This is a genomic window from Bacillus sp. 2D03, assembly GCF_003946765.1.
GTDB lineage: Bacteria > Bacillota > Bacilli > Bacillales > Bacillaceae_G > Bacillus_A > Bacillus_A cereus.
In genome coordinates, this window is record NZ_RPSJ01000001.1 from 377,488 (window position 1) to 398,727 (window position 21,240).

The window sequence follows — 21,240 nt, forward strand, 5'->3', positions numbered from 1 at the left end:
TGTTAGCCTCCAAGCTTTTCTATAACTAATTGTTTCATTCTCTCGATATTTGGCGTGCGTCCTGTCCACATTTCAAATGCAAGTGCTCCTTGATAAACAAACATATCAATACCATTTTGAATGATTGCACCTTGCTCTTTTGCCTCACATAAAATTTTCGTTTCAAATGGATTATAAATTATATCTGATACAATCGTTCCTTTTTTTAACGAACAAATTTGTAATGGCGTATATTCTACGTGCGGATGCATACCTATCGTTGTCGTCTGAATGATAATATCATAATTTCCTTGTTCTTCTGTCGCTTTTTCTAACGACAAAGCAACAGAATTAACATCGGCCGTACGTGCAGCAATAAGTTCCTTCGCCTTATCTACTGTACGATTGGCTACATCAATCTCTTTTACACCTACATCAGCAAGAGAAAAATAAATAGCTCGGCTAGCACCACCTGAACCAAGTAACAAAATACGTTTCCCTTGAAGTGGTTCATTACTAATTGACTGCAGCGCTCGAACAAAACCAATCCCGTCTGTGTTATAGCCAATTAATCTTCCATCCTTATGAACCACTGTATTTACTGCACCGATTTTCCTTGCCAATGGGTCAATCTCATCCAAATACTCCATAATAGCAACCTTGTGCGGAGTTGTTACATTAAATCCTGAAATACCTAATGCTTTTAAACCTCTTACTGCTTCCCCTAGCAATTCCTCTTCAACAAGGAACGCATGATAATGGGCATCCATATTCAAGTGTTCAAATGCATCGTTATGCATAACGGGTGATAATGAATGTCCAATTGGATTTCCGATTACACCATATAATTGTTTCATAAATCCCTCTCCATATTAAATTAAAGATTTACGTAGTGAAACACTTACTCCTTTTGGTACGTGTGCAACAATTTTTGCTCCTGGTTCGTTCACAGTAACCCATCCTAATCCAGAGAATACAACATCCGTTTTAGGTTCACGAATATTAAATTCGTATTTCACTAGCTCAGGCATATTTGCTAATTCTTCTGGCGTTGGTGGGCTTAGTAAATCCCCGGCATGATTTTTATATAATTCATCTGCTTTCTCAAGCTTTGTACGATGGATTGTTAAGCGATTCGAGAAGTGACAAGTAAATGCACGACGACCACCACTTACATAATCAAAACGTGCCAATCCACTAAAGAATAACGTTTGTTCTTCATTTAATTGGAATACCATCGGCTTAATTTCTTTTGTTGGTGTAATAAGCTTTAAGCTTTGCTTTCCAACATAATGAGCCATTTGGTGGTGGTTAATAATACCTGGCGTATCATATAAAGAAGACTCTTCGTCCAATGGAATATCAATTAAATCCAGTGTTGTTCCCGGGAAATGAGATGTTGTAATTACATTTTCAGTCTCATCACTAAATTCTTTAATCATACGATTAATAAATGTCGATTTCCCTACATTCGTACATCCAACAACATAAACATCTTTGCCGCCGCGATAATACTCAATAGCATCTGCTAGTTCAGCAATTCCTTGTCCCTTCGCTGCACTAATTAAAAAGACATCTTCTGGTTTTAATCCTAGCTGCTTTGCACTATAGCGCATCCAATGTTTTACTTTATCATGTTTTACTGACTTTGGAATTAAATCAGCTTTATTTCCAACAAGTAATACTTTATTATTCCCTACGAAACGATGTAAGCCAGGTAACCAGCTACCATTAAAATCAAAAATATCTACAATTTTGACTACTAATGCATCTGATTTTCCAATTCCATTTAAAATGCGTAGGAAGTCATCATCTGTTAACGATACATCTTGAATTTCATTGTAATGCTTCAGGCGAAAACAACGTTGACAAATGACTTGTTCTTTCTCTAAAGATGAGGCAGGAGCATACCCCACTTCGTTTTTATTTTCTGTTTGAATTTCTACACCGCAACCAATACATTTAATTGTTTCAGTCAAACTTTATTCCTCCCAGTTAATTAAACCTTTTTTCTTCATATTTTTCATAATTCTTCGTTCAATTTTTCGATTAAAGCGCGTTACTAATCCGTCCGTTTGTGCTACCGGTACAACTAAAATTGTATGAAGGCCTACTCGGTTTCCACCAAGCACGTCAGTCAGTAACTGGTCTCCAATTACTACAACTTCATCTGGCTGCAAACGCATCTCTTGTATCGCACGCTTAAATGCGCGAACAAATGGTTTACGTGCACTATGAATAAATGGAATACCTAATGGATCAGCAAAATCTTTCACACGTTGCTCATTATTATTTGAAACGACCGTTACTTGAATGCCTTGCTCTTTCATTTCCAAGAACCATTTTTCAAGTTGTGGCGTTGCATTGGGACGATCCCATTCAATTAAAGTGTTATCTAAGTCAGTAATAACGCCTTTAATCCCACGTTTTTTTAAATCTTCTGGTTGAACATGATATACATTTTTCACATATTCATTTGGTAAAAATAGTTTCAATTTCTTTCACCTCTTTGAGGATTTTTCATAAAATTTTTCGACAACATTTTTCGATATATAACCTGTGGATAAAATTGTACACATTTTCCACATTAATTTTTCAGTTAATTTGGAATTTACTAACAAACTATACACACTTTATCCACCTAGTTATGTGGATAACCACTCGTTTGTGACTGTCATATTTTTTTGGTACATTAAATGCATCAACGAATCAATCCTTATATTATTAGGAGGTGACTCACCTTGAAAACAAAACATATGGAACAGTTATCCACTGAGTTACTCACTGAGTCTTATTATAAAGCAAAAGAACTAAAATTAAATCCCGACTTCATTTTACTTATAAAACAAGAAATCATTAGACGCTCATTAGAGGACAAGCTTGTCAAATCATCTTGATTACATATAAAGTGAAAGTTTAATCAGCCCTTACCAATCAAACAGTTACAGGATAAATTATTAGATGCCTTGTAAAAAGAGCCATCTACGATGGCTCTCGAATAAACAAGTACTCCCATCTAGGGGATTTCATCATTAAGTATCTTTGCCCATAACTCTTACTTACGGTTATAAAAGCTTTTCTTTATTTATGAGCTAAGCGAGTAGCTATTTTTTCACCAAGACGAAGCTCTTGTCCACTCTTTAATTCCTGCACTACTTCTATCATATCTTTTTCAAACAATAACACAACTGTTGAACCAAATGTAAAGTATGCCATTTCTTCACCTTTTTGAACAGTGTCTCTCTCATGCAAAAGCTCGATACTATTAACAAACATAGCACCTACTTTTACAAGAGCCATATGCTCGCCATCACTGCTTACTTCTGTAACAGAACGATAATTTTTTGACAGTGGTTCTTTCCCGTATTCCATACCAGCTGCATTTACCGGATATGATTTTCTACCGAGTACAAATCTTTCAGTCACAGAACCAGAAAGCGGACTATGAATGCGATGATAATGACTTGGACTCAAATAAATTACCATATATGTACCGCCTGCATATCGCGTTGCACGTTCTTCATTACCTAGCATATCCACAATTGAATAGCGCTTTCCTTTAATATCAAATGTTTTTGCATCCTCAATAGGACCATGATCTGCAAAAACACCATCAACAGGACTAACGATACTCGATGCATCTGTATCAATACTACGCTTTCCTTCTTTTAGCTTACGCGTAAATAATTCATGCAATGTTCTATATTCCTTCAAACCCTTTTCCATCTCATCTTGATTAATTTGAAAAACTTTCGCGTACGATGGAATAATGATAGAGCTCAAACGAGATTGTGCAAATTTACGTAATATATAAGAAGTAAAGCGACCATTTGTAAGTTCTATCATAAGTCGATATAATGTACGTCGCAAATTGCGAAACCCCCTAATCAGTCTATAACTTTAGTTTTCCCTTCTTTTCTTTCTATATCATATGTAAAATTGGTTCTTATTCCCACATATCATATAAAGCAGCCTTATTATATATACAGAAAACTAAGTATGGTATTATTCTTAAATTATTTAGCACCTTCTAATATTACAGATAGAATCCGTCATTTTCAACAGTGAACATGTATTTCTTCTTAGCATAACGCGTTTTCTTTTCTTATTTACAATAAGAAAAGCAGCCCATTTTAAATATGGCTGCTTCTAATACACTTTACTCTTTCGCTTTTTTCTCTTTCTCTGCCCTTACAAACTCGTGGAACATTTTCATTAAAGCACGCTTTTCAATCCGTGATACGTAGCTTCTAGAAATACCAAGCGCCTTAGCGATTTCCCGCTGTGTTTTCTCCTTATCTAGCCCAAGTCCAAAACGTTTCACAATCACTTCTTTTTCTCTTTCGTCTAAAATATCGATATACTCTTTAATTTTTTCTAACTCCATACTAAGCTGAATCATATCAATTACATCTTCAGACTCTGATTTTAATATATCAATAAGCGATATTTCATTGCCCTCTTTATCTTGCCCGATCGGATCATGAAGTGAAACATCTTTTTTCGTTTTCTTTAGTACACGTAAATGCATCAAAATTTCATTTTCAATACAGCGTGCTGCATACGTCGCAAGCTTCGTTCCCTTTCCTGCAGAATAGCTCTCGATCGCTTTAATGAGCCCGATCGTACCAATTGAAATTAAATCTTCTGCATCTTCTCCTGTGTTCTCAAATTTTTTAACGATATGAGCTACAAGCCGTAAATTATGTTCAATTAAAAGATTTCTCGCTTGAGCATCACCTTGCTCCATTAACTCTAAGTACTTTCTCTCATCATCTGATGATAACGGCTGCGGGAACGCATTGTTCTTCACATAAGAAACAAAGACAAACACTTCTCGAACCATATATCCAATTGCGGCGAATAGACTCAAACCTTTCACCTCCGCCAAAATAGTGGTCTTTATTATGTGTATGTGGGCGTGAGGTTGTTTGTGTCTGTACAGTTTATTTATAAAACTCAACACTTCTAACATTTAAAATATTTTATCGTTATATTATAATTAAATAAAATTGTTATTTATATATGAATATGCTATTAAAGGGGACACTATTCATGATTACATTAGAACGATTATTAAATGTAACAATTTATTTAGGGGTGTTTTTACTTTTCATTTCGTTCATTACTTTTGTTATTAAAAGAGGGCCTGATTTATTATTTTTTCAATTTGGAATTTCTTTATTTTTTGGAGCTCAAATTATAACTGGAATAAAATTTTTTCATAACTATGGTTTCTCCTTTCACTCAAAACTAGAACTACTTATCTTTATTTTCTATGTAATTGGAATTATTACATGTATACTATTATTCTTTCACTTTCAAAATCCGTATCGAATTTTTTTATTAATCTGTAGTTGTTTATTTTTAACTGGATCCAATTATTACTTTAAAGAAACATTAAATTTTAGTAAAAAAATTCCAAAGCAAAACAAAACTTTTTTAAGTACACAAGAAGACTCTTTTCCAAAAGAAGTTCGTAAATTTTCAGAGGATTACAACAACATAATAAGGAATGATTTTTATGAAATACCGATGATTCCTACTGAATTACAGATTACAAGCAAAAAAGATTCTTCCCATAGTACATCTTTCTTAGTTGAACTTCATAATAGCGAGAATGAAATTACTGATGACTCTGTACAATTAACTCCATCAGACCGTTTTTATGTGCTGTTAAATAAACAAAAAACAAAAATATCAAAAATAGTATATGAAGGGCAGAATTTTTTCACATTTACAGTCACACTAAAGGCTCTTAATTTACAGCAAGAACCAGAGATTCATAATATGTTTTTAGAAATAGATAAACGTAGAGCGATGAATCTTCTTAATTTTGAAATTAAAGCCCATACTAAAGAATGGAAAGTAATATTTAAAAGTGATAGTTCTCATTCCAATCTTCCTATCACATTTACTTTTGAAAAACGAACAGGCAAAGTATAAAAATAAAAAGAGTTATTTTCTTTGAAAAATAACTCTTTTTATTTTACTTACTCCAAATCTTTCTCCCCGCTTGGGCATCAATATAACGAATTTCCCGCCTACAATTAAAAGGTTCTTTATGTTTTTCATCTGTCGTTTGTTTGTAAAGTAGTTTGTATTTCGTTTCCTCTGCATCATGATCTAAAAACCATTCTAATTTAACTCGGATAGCCTCTCTGTATATTTCTAACGCTTTTTCTTTAGTTACTTTTGGTGTTATTTCATATGTGAGCAATTCTTTTATAAAGTTGCTAGACTCCCCCGAGTAGTGCATAACAGCACCATTTTCTGCATTGATGTTAATCATAAATTGGTTATACTCTGCCGGAATATCATTTATATATACAGAAAAGATAAATCTTTCAATCCCATCTTCTGCTTCTTCACGTTCCTCCCAAAGACGCAGATATTGTGTGATATCTGGAATAACTCGTTCTAAAAATTGAAGTGCTTTTTGTAAACATTCCTCTCTAGACAGTATTTGCTTTACTTCTTTATCATCTGTCAGTTTTATAAAACTAGTTAATTCATTGGTTAATTTATCAATTTTAACGCTAACTAAATTATTATATTTCAACATCGGTAAATGCTTTTTAAAGAATTCATTCATTAAATATGGATCCTTTTCTTCTTTCTGTTTTTGTAATTCCTCTTTCGGAACAAATTCCATCCTTATTTCATCATCATTTTCTGTCTCATCTACTTTTGTAAAACCTTCTTTATTCCAGTCAAATAATTCGAATACGTCACCTCGTTCGTTACCTTTTTTCGATTTTTCAACAGCTACAGCCGAAGGTAATTTATAATGATCTGGTCCAAATAAATCTTTACCTGTACTTGCATCAATAAACGCATGACTAGGCTCTGGTTCATATACAAGATGGTACCCTTTTACTTCTTCCCCGCTTTCATACTCACATGAAGAGTATGTTAAATCTACAAATACAAGTCTCATATCTTGTCTAGCTTTCAAATTTTCTAAAACGATATTCTCCTCAACAATTTCACTTGGCCATAACGTTTTTTTCTCTATAGCTTTTTGTCCATTGTAATGAAAATGCACAACATTACCTGAAGGGTGCACTCGCACAACGCACCCTGTATTCGGCAATGGATAGCTATTCACTTCTTGCATATAATTTACTTCTTTCCAACCGCGCCTGTCGTCCTTAACCGTTACATATGTATAGAATTCATATCCTTCTTTTGTATATTTTTTCAAGAACGCATTTGCAATCTCTCTTGCCTTCTTCTCCTCTATCGCTTCCTTGCCACTTGAAAAAGAATTTTCATCATCTATCCTAAATTCAATTAAATTACCAGTATGTCTATTTAATGTAATTTGTATCTGTTTCTCCTCATCATCTTTATGTGCCCACCACAATAAATGATACGGGTCATCAACCCCTTCTTGATCATCTACAACAAGCCTATAATCACCTGGAATATCAATAATATGAGCCACTCGCTCTTTTCTCTCTTTATCTTTTTGATTCATTATTCCCCTCCTCAATCTTACAATTTAAGGTAATTATAACAAAGAAAACTAAAATTTATTAACAAAAAAGACTAGAGATATCTCTAGTCTTCTACTTCGTTTCACGATGTAACGTTACTCGCTTTAACCGTGGACAATATTTTTTTAGTTCGATGCGTTCTGGATTGTTTCGTTTATTTTTTTTAGAAATGTAATTACGATCGCCGCACTCCGTACAAGCTAATGTAATATTTACACGCATATTTATTTCTCCTTTCTTTCAAAGATCGCAACTAAAACGTAATGATTACGATTTATATATTATAAAACTTCATTCTATTTGTCAATTGCAAAAACAAGAAGATTCCATTTAAAATCCCCTTGTTTTTATAGTTAAATAAATTTTCTCCCGCATTAACGGGCAGTAAGACCCCCACTGATTAAAAGTTTCACTTTATTAAAACGATTCGTATGTAACAAACTCACTAATCGGCTTTCGATATCCTCGTGGGCGAGTTTTAGTCGTATCACTTTTTCCTATCGTAATCATTAAAACAGGTACTATATGCTCCGGCATATTCAATTCACTTTGTACTGCTTTTTCATCGAAACCAATCATTGGACATGTATCATAGCCATAATATTTAGCTGCGTACATAAAAGTCATCGCGCTTAACGAAGCATTTCTAATCGCTTCATCCTCCATGAAACGCTCTCCTTTTCCTTCATATAAACCTTTCGTTTGCCTAATTGTATCTTCATATTCACATTCATCAATCATTTTTAAAACTTTCATACCGAAGTAAATATTTTCAACATTTTGGTATGCTTTTTTATCACCACAAACGAGCACTACCGCTGATGCACTCGATACTTTATATTGACCAAAAGCTAATTCTTTTAATCTTTCTTTTCGCTCTTGATCACGAATTACAACATAATGTGTGTGCTGCAAATTATAGCAAGATGGAGAAAGCTTAGTTAACTCAAATATTTTTTTAAAATCCTCATCAGAGATTTCTATACCTTGTATAAATTTCATTGCAGAACGTCTAGCAATTGCTAATTCTTCAAAGTTCACCATATATCCTCCTCGATAACTGTAAATTTAAATATACATTAATTTATCCAAATAGATAAATCAAATAAAAACACTTTAAATCCGAATAATAATTATGATTAACAGCAAAAAAGACAAAAAGCTGAAACAATTAGTTCATACGAAATTCACACGAATCTATTACTATAGAAACTGTACATAGTGAACTTATTAACAATCACGTTTATTTATATAAAATCTTACTCGAAAGGAGTTGAAAGTATGAAAACTAAATATCGCTTTATGATCTCATCATTTGCTGCTTGCGCTTATATGATTTGGTATTTAGTATAATAACGACCTCACTTGCAAATAGGAAAAGGTGTGTATATAAATGGAATATAATCAATCAACAGTTAACTACTGGAAAGCTTTTGTATTACCATATACATTTGCTTTAGAAGAGTTAAAAACTAAATTTGAAATTATGAACCGGGAAGCTCAATTTCTAGAGGATTACAACCCGTTTGAACATATAAAAACAAGACTAAAACAACCTGAAAGTATTATTAAAAAACTAGAGCGCAAAAGCTTATTACCAACAGTTGAAAATGCTCAAACACATTTACAAGATATTATTGGTATTCGTATTACATGTTGCTTCGTAGAAGATATCTATCATTTGAAAGAAGTCATTCAAAAACGCGAAGATATGGAAGTCATAGAAGTAAAAGATTATATCGCTAACCCAAAACGAAACGGATATAAAAGTTTACACATGATCATTAAATACCCTTTATCACTAAATTCTGGTACAAAAGATGTATTTGCAGAAATTCAGTTACGTACACTGGCAATGGACTTTTGGGCAAGTTTAGAACACAAACTTTATTATAAATATGAAGGGAAAATACCGGAGTATTTAAAAGATGAACTACATGATGCAGCAATGAAAGCTGAAGATCTGGATAATAAAATGGCCACTATTCGTCAAGATATTGATGATATTGAGGCATGCTCAAATCAAATTATGCTACCACTATAAAAAAGGTTCTCGCCAATGAGAACCTTTTTTCTATCATTTTTGGGAAGTACGACTCCACACTTATTAAAGTTTCACATTATTTTTTCTCTATCGTTCGAACCTCTTCAATCTTCCATTTATCCTCTTCTTTTCCAAGAGCATACTGTACTTTCTTTTGAAGAGTAATACTGTCGTCTACTTCCTTTTCTTTCGTTTCAACAATAACATACCCTACTTTACTAACTTTCATATCTATATGTTCCAATTCAATTTTCTTATTTCCCTTTTGAAATGCGGCTTCTTTTTGTGTTTTTAAGTCTTCAGCACTAGGCATCTTCTTTGAAAATAACTCCATATGTTCTGCAAGATTTTTTTCATTCGTCGTTCGCACAAATGTATGAATAACATCTTGAATAGATCTCTCTTCTTCTTTTGTTATTTGTACCTTTTCCTCAGTTTTTTTAGTAGTAGATTTTTGTGCTACATTATTCTCTTCTTGTTGACATCCAACTAGTAGTACTACAAACACTAAAATTAACCTTAATTTTCTAAATATTTTCCCCATATTCCCAACTCCTAAAAAGAAAAGTGAGGCATTCCGCCTCACTTTCGCTCTTAATTAGCGTCTTCCTTTATTCGGATCGCCACCGCCAACAATATCAAAGACACGTTTCGCTATATTTGTATTCTCTTGAACGCCAGAGAACAAGTATTTACCTGGACCAAATGCATACACGTTCACATCTTCCCCTGTATGTCCACCTGTTGTCCAGCCTGTAACCGAGCGCTTATTGAAAATATCTTCAATTGCATTATCAATCTTTGTTACATCTTTTGACGGAGCTATATCATTTACAGCTTGAATTTCTTCTGGAGTTAATTGTAAATCAATATACTTTTTCAATGTTTCTTCTACATTTGCACCTTTTGCAATCTCATTTGCCATAAAGTCTGGTGTGCGTTTTGCAGCTTTAATTGGATCTACTTTAAAGTTATACTCGCCATTGGCACCTAAAGATAAGCCACCAGTAGCGTGATCTGCCGTTGCAACAACTAACGTATTTTTATCTTTTTTTGCAAACTCAATCGCTGCTTTGAAAGCTTTTTCGAAGTCTTCCATTTCACTCATTGCACCAACAATATCATTATCATGTCCAGCCCAGTCGATTTGACTTCCTTCCACCATTAAGAAGAAACCATTTTTATTTTTGTTCAAACGCTCAATTGCTGCATTAGTCATTTCTTCTAATGAAGGTGTTTTCTCATTGCGGTCAATCATTTTATCTAATCCACCTGGTGCAAATAAACCAAGAATTTGATCATTTTTATCATTTAACAATTGATCTCGATCCGTTACATAGCTATAACCAGATTTCTTAAACTCTTCTGTAAGATTACGATCTTTTCTAACAAAGTTCTTTACGCCGCCGCCAAGCATAACATCTACCTTATGCTTCCCTTTAATTTTCTCATCAAAATAATCATTTGCAATTGCGTCCATATTTTTACGGCTAATGTCATGCGCACCGAAAGCAGCTGGTGTTGCATGTGTAATTTCAGAAGTTGCAACGAGTCCCGTTGATTTCCCTTTTTCTTTCGCTTGCTCAAGAACTGTTTTCACTTCCGCTTTATCATTATCAACTGCAATTGCAGCATTATATGTTTTAATTCCTGCTGACATAGCTGTTGCTGCCGATGCAGAGTCTGTAATATTTTCATGTTCATCTTCTGGGTATGTTTTTTGTGTTCCTACAAGATGCTTATCAAATTCTGTAGATTCCATTTCAAAGGTTTTTGGATTATCTTTCATATAACGGTGAGCCGTCATATATGAAGGGCCCATACCATCCCCAATTAATACGATAACATTTTTAATCTTTGCATTGCTTCCGTTCTCATCTGCATTAACCTCACTAGAACGAGTAAAATTCCATGTTGCTACCGAAGTAACTGCTAATGATGCCACAACTGCAAATGGCCATGCTTTTTTCACAAACTTTTTCACTGTCTTGTCCCCCTAATTAGGTTATTCATTTCCCACTATCAAATTTAATGGAAGACTATTAAGAGAAAATTAGCTGTATGTAAATTTTTTGTTAACTTATGTAAATATCAGTTATAATTTGTATAAGTTTGTCTTTTTGTATCAATCATTCCGCCCTTTACAATTTAAATATAAACAAGTTGGATTTCATTTAACGTAAATCTCTTTTTTTACATTTTGACTCTATGTTTATGAAAATAAATAGAAATGCGGTGAGCCTTTATGAAAATAGTAAAGCTAAATGAGTCTTTTATTTTTGAATTACTTAATCTTTGCAAATCTGTTGGATGGTTACACGATGAAATTTTTATGAAAAAACAATTCGAAATGTATCTTTCTATCGGCACACTTGTAGGTTACATTCATGAAAACAAACTCATTGCGACTGGAGGAGTATTTCCCTTTACAAGTAACTTCGCTTCCATTGGTATGTTAATCGTTCACCCTAATTTTCAAGGACGCGGAATAGGGCGCATGTTGCTAAATCATTGCTTGGAACAAATTCATCCAAAACAACCCACTGCACTTATTGCGACAAAAGCTGGCGAACCTCTATACACATCATGCGGATTTCAAACAGCAACAACGATTCATCGTTTTGAAAAGCAAACTATTAAGACGTACCCTTCTCACTTACAACAAGTACAAGAAGAAGACCTTATATCTCTTACTTCTCTGGATCAAATTGCAACTGGTATGAATCGTTCTCTACTTTACTCTTTGCTATTACCAAGGGCCGTACACTCTTTTAAAATTGAAAGAAATAACTGTATAGAAGCTTTTTCATTATGCATACAAAAGGGCAATATATTATGTATCAATCCACTTATCGCCAAGCAAGAAGAAGATGCTATTCAATTATTAAAAAAGATATGTGAATGTTGGAATGGTATAATACGAATTGATGTCCCACACTCACAATTTACATTCCGTAAATTTCTTCAAACAGAAAATTTCCAAGAAACGCTCCTTTCACCTCTTATGATAAAAAATGGTAGCCAACTTCCTGGAAATCGTAATATGCTATTTGCTATGATAGATACAGCGTTATGTTAGAAAGGAGACACCTAATTGAAGCGATTTAGCTATTTTATGGTAGGTTGTCTTACTCTTACACTATTAGTAGGATGTAGTGCAGCAGAAAAGCCAGTAGAACAAGTAAAACAAGTTAAAAATACAATTACAGCGAAACTAGCTACCGAGGAAAAAATGGTAGAAATAGATGGTCAAACCATTTACTTTAAAAAGATTGGTAATGAAAAACCACCTTTACTTATGATTCATGGCTTTGGAGGGTCATCAGATGGTTTTCAAAAGATTTATTCCGATTTAGCAAAAGATCATACAATTATTTCTGTAGATGCTTTAGGATTCGGGCGCTCATCTAAGCCAATGGATTTTTATTATTCTTTTCCAACTCATGCAAATTTGTATTATAAATTAATGAAAAAACTTGGGTATGATTCATTCGCAATACTGGGGCATTCCATGGGGGGAGAAATTTCTCTAAATTTAACATATTTATATCCTGAAGCAGTTACTCACCTTATTTTAACTGATGCTACAGGTGGCCCTCATACATTCGTTAATAAACAAGGCTCACCAAAACTACAATTGTCGACTGATTTAAATGCCGTTTCTTCTATTACAGATTATGATGAAAGCAAAGTGAAATTCAAACGTAATGATGAAGAGCATTATAATAAAATGAAATTATGGCCTAGACGTCTTAAAATTAATGCAAATGAAATAAAACAGCCAACTTTAATTATATGGGGCAGAAATGATAGTAGCGTATCCTGGAAAGAAGGAGAAACGTATCATCAATTCTTAAAAAATAGCACTTTACATATTATTGAAAAAGGTTATCATGCACCATTTCGCCAAGAACCACAAGAATTTGTCGGGTATGTAAAAGATTTCTTTAAGAACAATCCGATCAAAGTTGAAAAATAACATAAACGGGTATCTCATTTTGAGATACCCGTTTTCATATATTAAGCAGCTTGCTTTTGGCGTTTTTGAGTTTTTGATCCTAATACTTTCGGGATAACGAAGCCATCCATTCCAAATTTCCCAGCGTTCATACCGGAAACAAGAACAAACATAGATAAGATAACCATCTCAGGGTTCACACCAATTGACCCACTAAACATATAGGAAAAGTTCATTACAAGGCCAAAAAAGACCGCTGTTTTTGTTAAACAGCCTACAATTAAACCAATTCCGACTAAAATTTCTCCCCATGTTACAAGTGTATTAAACAAATCTACATTTGGAATTGCAAATTCTTGTAAGAATGATGCCCACCAAGATTGAACAGCCGGTTGTGCACCTTTAGATTTTTCAATTGCCCCTTGCAAATAACCTGTTGCATCGAATCCTTTTCCTTGTAGTTTACCGATTCCTGCCATTAACCATGTGTAACCAAGATATACTCGAATTACTGCTAATACAAAAGAAACTGCTTTGTTTTCTCTTAAAAATTGAATAACCATATCTTCCTCCTAAAGTTGTAATTAAGTTAGTTACAGATTATATAATAACATTAGTTACTTATTTTTCAAATGTTAATTATGAATAATCTGTGACATGCGTATGAAACATTAAAAACTAATGTTTATATAGTAACTTTTATTACCTGTAAAAACTTGAACATATCATACCACAAGTGATAATCATTTTCATTGAAAAAAATGTAAAAAAAATGTGAGTTAAATGTGAAACACGTTTATTCGAATATAGAATAAATGTGTTTCACACTAATTATAGAATCGAAATGTATGTGTCTCCTCATCAATTAAACTCGCTTCTTGAAACGCTTCTTCTAACGTTTTCCCATGGTTAATAACCCCATAAAATAAGCGTATAGTAAACATAAGTGCTGCATTTCCATCTACATAATCAATCGATCCAATATATGATTTCGCCCCACTATGTAAAAAAGATTTTGCTAGATTTTTCTCCCCTAACGTGCACCCGCTATTTACAATATGTGTATTATGCAATTTTGCATATTTATAAATTTCTTCTGTACCAAAATACCCTCTCGGTTCATCTTGTTCATATACTTCTTCGCCTAACTCTTCCATGACAAACTTCCCTTCTTCACCATGAAAGCAAAAAATAATATAATTAATATCGTTAAATAAGTTCTTTCCAGAAAGAACTTCCACAAAATCTTTCGGTCTACCAATCCAATATGTCACAACCCTTGCACCAAAATATTCAAGAGATGCTCGGATTGATTGCGCCTCTAAATCCGAATTAAAACCAACTACTAATGCAATATTCAACATACAACCCCCATCCTATAATCAGCCCTTATCAATCAGAATTTTATGGGATAAATCCATTTCATATATGCCCGTTTCTTTCAAAAAATCTGATCTAGTTAAAACGACTTTCTGTAAATATTGCCTATATGCTGTAATTGTTCCATCGTGAGATACAATGCAAATTCTTTCAGCACCCAGTTCATAACACCAAAGAAGAAATTCATTTACTATTTGCTGAAAACTATTCTCTGAAATAGTGTTTATACCTTCCTTCCATAACTGATTATTTGAGCTTTTCTCTATCGAAAAATGCGGAAATAACTTTGTTATCATTCCCTGATCTACTATATAATCGCACGGTAATGTTTTCGCTCCTTCTCGATAAGGAAAAATACGCGGAGATACATATGGATGGACGATTTTTTGACAAGCAACTTTCGCACTCCATATTGTCGCCGTTTGCAAAGTTCGAAGTGTAGGGCTAACAATTAATATATCCGTTTCTTGCAATGGTACATCAAGTTGAAGTAATTTAGCTTGAGCCCTTCCTACTCTCGTCAATGATGGATCCAACATTTGCAAGCTTTCCGGTAAATCCGTTGTATGTTCACCTTCACCATGCCGAACAAAAACAAGTTTCATATTCAGCCTCCTCTTACTATAAAATCCTCACACATATTTCTTCCCTATTGCATTCTTTATTCCTGCTGTATAAAAAACGATATGTAAAAAAGGTTTGACACTAATCTTTGTAAAATATTACAATATCACATGTAAAATACTTTTTACACCGAAAGGAGAATTACATATATGAAATGGATAATTGTCTTTATTGGAATGATTGTATGGGGATATATAAACGGCTTCTTTAGTAGTGATAAAACTGCTAATCCTTGGATTACAGATGATGAACGTGAAACAAAAATTAAACAAAAAGCAATTGCGGCAAGCTGGTCCGGTGTTTTTATGTTTTGTACCATTAGCCTCTTAAATAAATGGTTAGGTTTAAGCACAAACGATAAATCACCGTACTTACCAGACCCTATCGCAGCTATTTTAAAGGAAAATGTAGAGTTACAAGTTTTACTCATGCTATTTGTTATGTATGGAATATTTTACTTACATTATCGAAGAAAATTAAGTGCCTAACTTCTAACTCATGATTATCCTCCTAAATGGTTATAGTAATTAGGACGAAATGAAAGGAGCGATAGAAAAATGAGTAACTCGAATGACTTTTTAGATACACTGCATGAAAAACAAGCAAAAGATGAACAAAATAGAAAGCGCCAAGGGAACGGAAACCCAGCGAAAAAAAAGCCAAATAAAACGCATAAATAACAATAAAAAACTGCCTAAAATGATCTTTTAGGCAGTTTTTTATTGTTATTTCACCGAGATGACATTTTCCCAATTCCATTTCTCATAATACCACGCTGGTACATCTATATTTTCAATCCACTTCTTTTCCTGTTTCCCATCTTTATGAACAAGCCATACATCCGCTTTCTTACGGTCTGAACGTATCCAAATTAATTGATTACTCTTCTTCATGAAGATCGGGTGGTAATCCCCTTGCTTGTTCGTTTTCTTTGTGATTTGATGCTGTGCATTACTTGTACTATCGACCTCATACAAAGATGGTAGTGGCCTTTTTTCTGGTGGAGTTTCTATCCCTGCCTCTTTTGCTCGTGAAACGATAATTACTCTATCGTTCTTCCATACAAAATCCCAATCAACATATCCTTTCGGCGTAAATATGTTCTGCTGAAGTGCTGGCAATTCCTTTACTTTTAAATGCTTATTTTCTAATGCAACTCTTCCGCTCCCTTCAATATAAGCTAATATATTTTTTGATGGTGCCCATTGAAACCATTGTGCGTTTAATAACATTTGATCTACTTTTTCAAACCGACTGCCATCTGCACGAACTAAGCAAAGCGTATTACTATCAGCTGACCATGAAGCTGTCGGTACTGCTAAAAATGAAATCCACTTTTGGTCTGGTGACCACTTAAAGCCACTTGCTACTAGCGCTAGGAAATCATCATGTTCATTTGGCAATGCATACAAATGCTTCATTTTGTGAGGATTCATATGTGCATCTTTTTGCACTTCATATAGCTGAGCACCTGTCCATCCTGTTGGAAGTAAGTGCGCTTCAGAGGATACAAGAAAGTTCTTTCCATCGGGGTACCATGCATAATCCCCTACACCAGCCGATACATTTTCAAAATCTGCATTCTTTTTTTCTACATCAAATGTATTTAATGTACCTGTAAATATAAATGCAATTATATTTTCTGTTGGTGACCATTGATAATTTGATGCTTCTGAGTGAAACGGCGTAACTTTCTTTCCATCTTTCATCCGATATAACTCAAGAATACTTTGTTTCTTCCCTTTTACATATGCTAGCCATTCTCCATCATGTGACCACTTCGGCCCTGTTATGTACTCTCCTTTTGTAATCTGTATTTCTTTCCCATCAACTTTAATCCAAAGGTTATGATGACGAATAAAAGCAACTTTCACACTATTATTTTCTGCACTAGTAATAGTGATAGAAAATAAAAACATAAACAACACTACACTACCACTTACTATTAGCCTTTTCATACCATCACTCCATTTCCCTCATAGCATTCCTCACTTTCTCCCTACAATATGTGAAAAATATCGATTCGACATAATCAGAAAAAATTTCCCAAGAAATTTTCAATTCATAGAGGATTGGTATGAATTGTGTCGAAAGTATAGTTTATCCAACATTTATATTTATAATTTTTAACTAAAATGCAAGATTTTATTTCTGAATATTAGCACTTTTATTAGGGGGAGTATCAATGAAAAAAACTACATCTACACTATTAAGCATGGCGCTTGTCTTTTCTAGTTTTGGAGCTTTAAGCGCTCATGCTGAATCACTACAAAAGGAAAAGCAATTTAGTCCACAATTAAAAACAACGATTGAACAGTGGGGAGAACATAAAATTGCTCAAAATGTTGAAACGAAAACAACAAAAGAAATATCAGTAATTGTAGAATTGCAACACGCACCTCTCGCTGCTCAAAGTAATATTCAGCATGCTCCAGATTTCCAAAATAGTAATGCGCAGTCTTATCATGCTGAGCTAAAAAAAGCACAAGAAGATACGACTAAGAAAATAAAAGAAAAAGCACCTGGTGCAAAAATTAAAGAAGTGTATAATACGTTATTTTCCGGATTCTCTATTTCAGTTCCTGGAGATCAAATTACCTCTCTTGCCTCTTTACCTGAAGTAAAAGCAGTCTATCCGAACTTAACATATAAATTGCATGAAACATCAAAAAGTGCTACTAACGAAGAAGCACCAAATATCGGTGGACCGACAATTGGTGCACCTGAAGCGTGGAATTTAAAAGATCCATCTGGCAAACCGCTTGATGGAAAAGGCATGAAAGTAGCCATTATCGACTCTGGCGTAGACTATACACACCCTGACTTAAAGGCAAATTATATCGGTGGATATGACACGGTTGATGAAGATAACGATCCAATGGATGGTAACGTACATGGTACTCATGTAGCTGGAATTATTGCAGGTAACGGAAAAATTAAAGGCGTTGCTCCAAACGCTTCTATTCTAGCCTATCGTGTAATGAATGACGGTGGAACTGGTACAACAGATGATATTATCCAAGGGATTGAGCGAGCGATTCAAGATGGTGCGGATGTGTTAAACCTCTCCCTTGGGCAGGATTTAAATGTACCTGATCAGCCTGTAACATTAACGTTAGAACGAGCAGCGAAACTTGGTGTTACTGCTGTCGTTTCAAATGGAAATGACGGACCAAAACCTTGGTCTGTTGATGCTCCCGGTAACGCAAGTAGTGTCATTTCTGTTGGAGCATCTACGGTTTCTATCCCGTTTCCAACATTCCAAGTAGCTGGTTCCAGCAAAACATATCAAGGGTTACCGTTATCAAAATCCGATTTTCCAATAGGAAATGATTCCCCTCTTGTATATGTTGGTTATGGCAATCCAAGTGATTATGCAAAACAAGATGTAAAAGGGAAATTCGCACTTATTTTACAAGGTACTTCTAGTACATTAGTAAAAGCAGAACAAGCGAAGCAAGCTGGTGCACTTGGTGTGTTATTAATCTCTAGCGAAAAAGAAATTAATATGATGCCGGAATATTTTTCACGTGAACATCTAGCTGTCCCAGTAACGCAATTATCAAATACAAATGGGGAAGAATTAAAAACTTTAATTACAAAACGAAAGAAAAACATAAAAATTGGACAACCAAAGCAAACAGAACTTATCGGTAACTTTAGTTCAAGAGGACCATCACAAGGAAGTTGGCTAATAAAGCCTGATGTTGTTGCACCTGGAGTACAAATTACTAGTACAGTACCGCGAGGCGGCTATGAATCGCATAACGGAACAAGTATGGCTGCTCCGCAAGTAGCTGGAGCGGTTGCCCTCTTGCGTCAAATGCATCCTGATTGGACGACAGAACAATTGAAAGCGGCTCTTGCCAACAATGCCAAAACATTACATGATGTCAATGAAAATACATACCCTGTTATGGCACAAGGATCTGGTTTAATTAACATTCCGAAAGCAGCTCAAACAAATATATTAGTAAAACCTAACAATGTCAGCTTCGGTCTTATTAAGCCCAATAGCGGAAAAGTAAAACTGACGCAAAATGTTACATTACAAAACCTTTCTAGTAAAAAGAAAAGTTTTTCAACTCGTGTGGAATTACTAGATGCAAACACAAAAACAAAAGTAAAAGCTTCTGTCCCTTCATCGATTAGCATACAACCGAATAGTAGTACCGAAAAACCATTTACTATCACTGTAGATAACTCACTACAACAAGGTGTATATACTGGAAATGTATATGTAAAAGAACAAGGGGCAAAAGAAGAAATTCGAATTCCATTCACATTTAGTATCGATCCTAAAGATTATAAACGTATCGATGGACTTGAAATTATTAATTCTACTTTTAGCCCAAATGGCGACCACGTACTAGATGATAATCTCATCAACTACTATTTAGTTGCGCCTGTGGATGATATCACATTGCATGCAAATTTAGTTACGAAAGAACATGTAACGTATCAAGGGATTATCCATCAAGCTAAAAATGCAACTCCTGGGTATAAACCTTTCAAATGGAATGGTACAAAAGCAGATGGCACTCCTTTAACTGACGGGCTATATCAAATTGAAGCAGTTGCTTCTAATTCTGGCGGAGAAACAAAGCAAACAGCTGCTGTATTTCTTGATCGAACTGCACCTAAGTTAACACACGAGGTTGACCAAGAAAATCTTGTAATTAGAGGAAAAGTTGATGATATTCTACTAGATTGGATGTCAGAATCTGGTTGGATAGCACCTGGTATTCCAGTGAGAATGCAATATGAAATTAACGGAAATGGTGTATGGGAACAGGCATTCCTGAACCCTTGGGAGAAAAGCTATGACATTTATTTCGATCGCACTCAATTACACGAAGGAAAAAATACTATTCACATTGTAGCAACTGATGCAGCTGGCAATACCTCTAATTTAACTGTTAATTTAGAAGTGAAATAAAGTGAAATTTTAATCAGTGGAGATTTCGTTCATCCCCACTGATTATTAGCCTTCACCAATCGGGGGTTCACGAGCAGTTAGGCTCCCATCTTACTTCTTTACTTCTTTACTTCTTTACTTCTTTACTTCTTTACTTCCACTGAATTTTGAGGTAGGAATTTTACTGCTCATTAACACGGGATAAAAAATTTTTGTTGACAATTTTTTTAATATAGTTTTATAATACAAAACATAGTTTAGTTGAACGAATTATATATCGGCTTTGAAGGAATGCTAGTAGCGACTTATATCACTGTCTCAGAGAACTGATGGTTGGTGCGAATCAGTACATATACAAGCGTGAATTACAATTCTGGAGCTTCTTTCCCGTAATGCTTTTTATGGCATGAAGAGAAAGACGGATCTTTCCGTTATCGTAAAGTGAGTGGTAAACAATTAGTTGTTTACAAATAGGGTGGTACCGCGATTTTTATCGTCCCTATCGGATTTTCCGATAGGGACTTTTTTGCATCCATCCTCTTACACAATTTCATATATACGCGTTGAAAGAATCGCAGTAGTATCTTATATCCCTGTTACAGAGAGCTAATGGTCGGTGGAAATTAGCACATATATAAGTATGAATTACAATTCTGGAGCTTCTTTTTCGTAGTGCTTTTATGCATGAAGGAAAAGACGGAATTTTTCCGTTATCATTAATTGAGATGTAAGTATATTTTCTCTTACAAATAGGGTGGTACCGCGATTCTTTCGCCCCTATCGGATTTTCCGATAGGGGCTTTTTCTATTTCTCACAGAAACATATGTTAAATAA

The 21,240-nt window shown here is 34.4% G+C and carries 22 protein-coding genes and 2 other annotated features; of the genes, 8 read left to right on the plus strand and 14 right to left on the minus strand.

What is annotated here, in order from left to right; genetic code table 11:
• Positions 1-2: 2 nt before the first annotated feature.
• From aroE to EBQ15_RS02250, 3 genes are read right to left on the minus strand one after another with little or no spacing between them, the layout of a single operon-like run.
• Positions 3-836 carry a shikimate dehydrogenase gene (gene aroE, locus EBQ15_RS02240; protein WP_000812077.1) on the minus strand — a complete coding sequence of 278 codons (834 nt, stop codon included), beginning with the start codon at positions 834-836 and terminating at the stop codon, positions 3-5.
• Between the two features lie 15 nt (positions 837-851).
• Positions 852-1,958 carry a ribosome biogenesis GTPase YqeH gene (gene yqeH, locus EBQ15_RS02245; RefSeq protein WP_000140799.1) on the minus strand — a complete coding sequence of 369 codons (1,107 nt, stop codon included), beginning with the start codon at positions 1,956-1,958 and terminating at the stop codon, positions 852-854.
• 3 nt (positions 1,959-1,961) lie between these two features.
• Positions 1,962-2,474 (minus strand): YqeG family HAD IIIA-type phosphatase, encoded by a 513-nt coding sequence (locus EBQ15_RS02250; protein ID WP_000765314.1) that lies wholly within the window; start codon positions 2,472-2,474, stop codon positions 1,962-1,964.
• Positions 2,475-2,720: 246 nt separating this feature from the next.
• On the opposite strand from EBQ15_RS02250, the gene sda reads away from it, so the two are divergent.
• On the plus strand, positions 2,721-2,876 hold the full coding sequence (sda, locus tag EBQ15_RS02255) for a sporulation histidine kinase inhibitor Sda (RefSeq protein ID WP_000850094.1): 156 nt from the start codon (positions 2,721-2,723) through the stop codon (positions 2,874-2,876).
• 184 nt (positions 2,877-3,060) lie between these two features.
• Here the strand turns inward: sda and EBQ15_RS02260 are convergent, their stop codons facing one another.
• Both EBQ15_RS02260 and sigK read right to left on the minus strand, forming a co-directional pair.
• Positions 3,061-3,849 carry a phosphatidylserine decarboxylase gene (locus EBQ15_RS02260; RefSeq protein WP_001254992.1) on the minus strand — a complete coding sequence of 263 codons (789 nt, stop codon included), beginning with the start codon at positions 3,847-3,849 and terminating at the stop codon, positions 3,061-3,063.
• Between the two features lie 289 nt (positions 3,850-4,138).
• Entirely contained in the window at positions 4,139-4,852 is a 714-nt protein-coding gene (sigK, locus tag EBQ15_RS02265; RefSeq protein ID WP_000051382.1) for an RNA polymerase sporulation sigma factor SigK, read from the minus strand.
• A 152-nt stretch (positions 4,853-5,004) separates the two neighbouring features.
• Here sigK and EBQ15_RS02270 point away from each other — a divergent pair, with 152 nt between their 5' ends.
• Positions 5,005-5,925, plus strand: coding sequence for a hypothetical protein (locus tag EBQ15_RS02270; protein ID WP_002000984.1), 921 nt, complete (start codon positions 5,005-5,007; stop codon positions 5,923-5,925).
• A gap of 43 nt (positions 5,926-5,968) precedes the next feature.
• On the opposite strand, the gene EBQ15_RS02275 is transcribed toward EBQ15_RS02270, so the two are convergent.
• The 3 genes from EBQ15_RS02275 to EBQ15_RS02285 all read right to left on the minus strand — a co-directional run bounded on the left by EBQ15_RS02275 (position 5,969) and on the right by EBQ15_RS02285 (position 8,525).
• Positions 5,969-7,462 carry a YcdB/YcdC domain-containing protein gene (locus EBQ15_RS02275; protein WP_001072091.1) on the minus strand — a complete coding sequence of 498 codons (1,494 nt, stop codon included), beginning with the start codon at positions 7,460-7,462 and terminating at the stop codon, positions 5,969-5,971.
• Between the two features lie 91 nt (positions 7,463-7,553).
• On the minus strand, positions 7,554-7,703 hold the full coding sequence (gene rpmG / locus EBQ15_RS02280; protein ID WP_001265617.1) for a 50S ribosomal protein L33: 150 nt from the start codon (positions 7,701-7,703) through the stop codon (positions 7,554-7,556).
• 195 nt (positions 7,704-7,898) lie between these two features.
• A complete protein-coding gene (locus tag EBQ15_RS02285; protein ID WP_000245985.1) occupies positions 7,899-8,525 on the minus strand; it encodes a nitroreductase family protein in 627 nt (208 codons plus the stop codon).
• Positions 8,526-8,874: 349 nt separating this feature from the next.
• Between EBQ15_RS02285 and EBQ15_RS02290 the strand changes: the two genes are divergently transcribed.
• Positions 8,875-9,525, plus strand: coding sequence for a GTP pyrophosphokinase (locus EBQ15_RS02290; protein ID WP_000456230.1), 651 nt, complete (start codon positions 8,875-8,877; stop codon positions 9,523-9,525).
• Positions 9,526-9,601: 76 nt separating this feature from the next.
• Here EBQ15_RS02290 and EBQ15_RS02295 read toward each other — a convergent pair whose 3' ends face one another.
• Positions 9,602-10,069, minus strand: coding sequence for a hypothetical protein (locus tag EBQ15_RS02295; RefSeq protein WP_000516024.1), 468 nt, complete (start codon positions 10,067-10,069; stop codon positions 9,602-9,604).
• A gap of 54 nt (positions 10,070-10,123) precedes the next feature.
• A complete protein-coding gene (locus EBQ15_RS02300; RefSeq protein WP_000714912.1) occupies positions 10,124-11,509 on the minus strand; it encodes an alkaline phosphatase in 1,386 nt (461 codons plus the stop codon).
• A gap of 261 nt (positions 11,510-11,770) precedes the next feature.
• Between EBQ15_RS02300 and EBQ15_RS02305 the strand changes: the two genes are divergently transcribed.
• Both EBQ15_RS02305 and EBQ15_RS02310 read left to right on the plus strand, forming a co-directional pair.
• A complete protein-coding gene (locus tag EBQ15_RS02305; RefSeq protein WP_000706698.1) occupies positions 11,771-12,604 on the plus strand; it encodes a GNAT family N-acetyltransferase in 834 nt (277 codons plus the stop codon).
• A 15-nt stretch (positions 12,605-12,619) separates the two neighbouring features.
• Positions 12,620-13,504 carry an alpha/beta fold hydrolase gene (locus EBQ15_RS02310; RefSeq protein ID WP_000819808.1) on the plus strand — a complete coding sequence of 295 codons (885 nt, stop codon included), beginning with the start codon at positions 12,620-12,622 and terminating at the stop codon, positions 13,502-13,504.
• A gap of 41 nt (positions 13,505-13,545) precedes the next feature.
• Here the strand turns inward: EBQ15_RS02310 and EBQ15_RS02315 are convergent, their stop codons facing one another.
• The 3 genes from EBQ15_RS02315 to EBQ15_RS02325 all read right to left on the minus strand — a co-directional run bounded on the left by EBQ15_RS02315 (position 13,546) and on the right by EBQ15_RS02325 (position 15,468).
• The gene (locus EBQ15_RS02315; RefSeq protein WP_000236612.1) at positions 13,546-14,046 is read right to left on the minus strand and encodes a DoxX family protein; all 501 of its coding nucleotides are present in this window, start codon (positions 14,044-14,046) and stop codon (positions 13,546-13,548) included.
• 264 nt (positions 14,047-14,310) lie between these two features.
• Positions 14,311-14,847: a hypothetical protein gene (locus EBQ15_RS02320; protein ID WP_000931924.1), complete on the minus strand. Its 537-nt coding sequence runs from the start codon at positions 14,845-14,847 to the stop codon at positions 14,311-14,313.
• Between the two features lie 18 nt (positions 14,848-14,865).
• Positions 14,866-15,468: a histidine phosphatase family protein gene (locus EBQ15_RS02325; RefSeq protein WP_000779739.1), complete on the minus strand. Its 603-nt coding sequence runs from the start codon at positions 15,466-15,468 to the stop codon at positions 14,866-14,868.
• A gap of 168 nt (positions 15,469-15,636) precedes the next feature.
• Here EBQ15_RS02325 and EBQ15_RS02330 point away from each other — a divergent pair, with 168 nt between their 5' ends.
• A complete protein-coding gene (locus EBQ15_RS02330; protein ID WP_000871145.1) occupies positions 15,637-15,975 on the plus strand; it encodes a hypothetical protein in 339 nt (112 codons plus the stop codon).
• A gap of 69 nt (positions 15,976-16,044) precedes the next feature.
• Entirely contained in the window at positions 16,045-16,167 is a 123-nt protein-coding gene (locus EBQ15_RS02335) for a DUF4023 domain-containing protein (RefSeq protein WP_000071861.1), read from the plus strand.
• 45 nt (positions 16,168-16,212) lie between these two features.
• On the opposite strand, the gene EBQ15_RS02340 is transcribed toward EBQ15_RS02335, so the two are convergent.
• The gene (locus EBQ15_RS02340; RefSeq protein ID WP_000825728.1) at positions 16,213-17,445 is read right to left on the minus strand and encodes a TolB family protein; all 1,233 of its coding nucleotides are present in this window, start codon (positions 17,443-17,445) and stop codon (positions 16,213-16,215) included.
• Between the two features lie 227 nt (positions 17,446-17,672).
• Between EBQ15_RS02340 and EBQ15_RS02345 the strand changes: the two genes are divergently transcribed.
• Entirely contained in the window at positions 17,673-20,426 is a 2,754-nt protein-coding gene (locus tag EBQ15_RS02345; RefSeq protein ID WP_000754149.1) for a S8 family peptidase, read from the plus strand.
• Between the two features lie 253 nt (positions 20,427-20,679).
• Positions 20,680-20,909, plus strand: a binding site (T-box leader).
• A gap of 50 nt (positions 20,910-20,959) precedes the next feature.
• Positions 20,960-21,187, plus strand: a binding site (T-box leader).
• Positions 21,188-21,240 lie beyond the last annotated feature (53 nt).